This is a genomic window from Rhodococcus sp. (in: high G+C Gram-positive bacteria), from assembly GCF_049591685.1.
GTDB lineage: Bacteria > Actinomycetota > Actinomycetes > Mycobacteriales > Mycobacteriaceae > Rhodococcoides.
Map to the genome: position 1 here is coordinate 1 of NZ_JBAWFH010000416.1, position 2,675 is coordinate 2,675.

1 protein-coding gene and 1 pseudogene are annotated in these 2,675 nt (G+C 64.1%); one reads left to right on the forward strand and one right to left on the reverse strand.

All coding sequences use genetic code 11. From position 1 onward, the window contains the following. Nucleotides 1–166 precede the first annotated feature (166 nt). Nucleotides 167–1,978 (reverse strand): 2-isopropylmalate synthase, encoded by a 1,812-nt coding sequence (gene leuA / locus WBQ44_RS17765; protein ID WP_495567993.1) that lies wholly within the window; start codon nt 1,976–1,978, stop codon nt 167–169. Between the two features lie 349 nt (nt 1,979–2,327). Between leuA and WBQ44_RS17770 the strand changes: the two are divergent. Continuing rightward, nucleotides 2,328–2,621: pseudogene (locus tag WBQ44_RS17770) on the forward strand (amino acid kinase family protein); the annotation flags it as partial. Between the last annotated feature and the right edge of the window lie 54 nt (nt 2,622–2,675).

Sequence of the window (2,675 nt, forward strand, 5' to 3'; positions counted from 1 at the left end):
GGGCTGCCTCACTGCGCACAGTGAGCACACCATCCTCATCACCGACGACGGTGCCGAGATACTCACCCTGCCGGTCGACGCCAATGAATAGGCACCACACGAGACGGGCCCCTGGCTCGCCGGAGAAGGCGAACCGGGGGCCCGTAGCGACTGCTGCTGGGTGCTGTTACTTCAGTGCCCGGTTGACGGCCGAGACCACGGCGCGCAGCGAGGCGGTGGTGATGGACGTCGCGATGCCTGCACCCCAGACCGTGACGGGGTGGCCGTCCGGGCCGGTGACGGAGGCTTCGACGTAGGCCGCGGCCTGGGCGTCGTCACCCGCGGACATGGCGTGCTCGGAGTAGTCCAGAACGCTGACGTCGTAGCCGACGGTGGACAGCGCGTCTACGAATGCGGCAAGCGGGCCGTTGCCGTAACCGTTGATATCTTGTTCCACGCCGTCCAGCTTGACCGTCGCGACGATCGAATCGGTGCCACCGTCGGTTTCGGCGGCGATGACGCGCTGCTTGATGCGCTCGAGCGGTCGGATCGGGCTCAGGTATTCCTGAGCGAAAACGTCCCACATCTCCTTCGGCGAGACCTCACCGCCTTCACCGTCCGTGATGCGCTGCACGGCCTGGGAGAACTCGATCTGCAAGCGACGTGGCAATGCGAGCCCGTGGTCGGACTTCATGATGTAGGCGACGCCGCCCTTGCCCGACTGCGAGTTGACGCGGATGACCGCCTCGTAGGTGCGGCCCACGTCCTTGGGATCGATGGGCAGGTACGGCACCTGCCAGGTGATCTCCGACATGTCACGGTTCTGCTCGTCCGCGGTGGCCTTCATCGCGTCGAGGCCCTTGTTGATGGCGTCCTGATGGCTGCCGGAAAACGCCGTGTACACCAGATCGCCGCCGTACGGGTGACGCTCGGGGACGGGGAGCTGGTTGCAGTACTCGACGGTGCGGCGGACCTCGTCGATGTTGGAGAAGTCGATCTGCGGGTCGACGCCGCGCGTGTACAGGTTGAGACCCAGCGTGACCAGGCATACGTTGCCGGTGCGTTCACCGTTGCCGAACAGGCAGCCCTCGATGCGGTCTGCGCCCGCCTGGTAGCCCAATTCGGCTGCAGCAACGCCGGTTCCGCGGTCGTTGTGCGGATGCAGGGACAGAATGATGCTGTCCCTGCGGTTGAGGTTGCGGCTCATCCACTCGATGGAATCGGCGTAGACGTTGGGCGTGGCCATCTCGACGGTGGCAGGCAGGTTCAAGATGACCGGCTTCGACGGCGTGGGGTTCACGACGTCGACAACCGCGTCACAGACCTCCTTGGCATACTCGAGTTCGGTACCCGTGTACGACTCAGGGGAGTACTCGTAGCGCCAGTCCGTGTCCGGGTACTTGGCGGCCTCTTCGAGGCACTTCCTGGCGCCGTCGGTCGCGATCTTCTTGATGGCCTCGCGCTCGGCGCGGAAGACGACGCGACGCTGCAAGATGGAAGTCGAGTTGTAGAAGTGAACGATGACGCTGCGTGCACCCTCGCAGGCAAGGAAGGTGCGCTCGATCAGCTCGGGCCTGCACTGCGTCAGAACCTGAATGGTGACATCGTCGGGGATGGCGCCGTCTTCGATGATCTCTCGGACGAAGTCGAAGTCGGTCTGGCTGGCAGAGGGGAACCCGACCTCGATCTCCTTGTAGCCCATGCGAACGAGCAGATCGAACATGCGACGCTTGCGCGCCGGGCTCATCGGGTCGATCAGCGCCTGGTTGCCGTCACGCAGGTCGACGGCACACCACTGCGGTGTGCGGTCGATGATCTTGTCGGGCCAGGTGCGGTCCGGAAGAGTGATGGGTTCGACTTCGTCGGCGAAGGGTCGGTAGCGGTAGGTCGGCATCGACGAGTTCTTCTGCGTGTTCCATACGGGCTGATCGCTGGGCGCGGGCCGCGATGGGGGAGTAATGGTGCGCGATCCCGAGGTGAATGCGTCGGCTGGTGACATGGTTTCGATTCTCCGAGGTAACTGGCTGAAATGGTCGTCGACCGGCGCGAAGAACCCCGCGACGGGAAGCCAGTCTGGATCAGACCCCGTCGCGGCGATCGAGGAGGAGCGCTCGCTGCATGACGCGAGTGTACTACCGCACCCGGCTCGTGCACTCGCGGGTTGACGTAACCGGTCGATCGGTCCGTCGTACCGAATACCTCTCTCGTGTTCGCCCGGAGGGTCGATACTTCCAGCTCAGCGCCCGTGCTTCGAGGCCCATGGAGCGGGTCGGGGGCGAACCTAGGTAAGGTGACCAGGCCAGTCACACCATCAGATGCACCCGAAATACAAGCGGAGGTACACACGCGTGGCTCTCATCGTCCAGAAGTACGGTGGATCGTCGGTGGGTACCGCCGAACGTATCCGACGCGTTGCTGAACGAATCGTCGAGACCAAAAAGGCAGGCAACGACGTGGTCGTCGTCGTCTCCGCAATGGGTGACACCACCGACGAACTTCTCGATCTGGCGCAGCAGGTGTGCCCGGCGCCCCCTGCACGTGAGATGGACATGCTGCTCACCGCGGGTGAACGAATCTCCAACGCGCTCGTCGCGATGGCCATTGCATCCCTCGGTGCCGAAGCGCGGTCGTTCACCGGTTCGTAGGCGGGCGTCGTCACCACCAGCGTGCACGGCAACGCCAAGATCATCGACGTC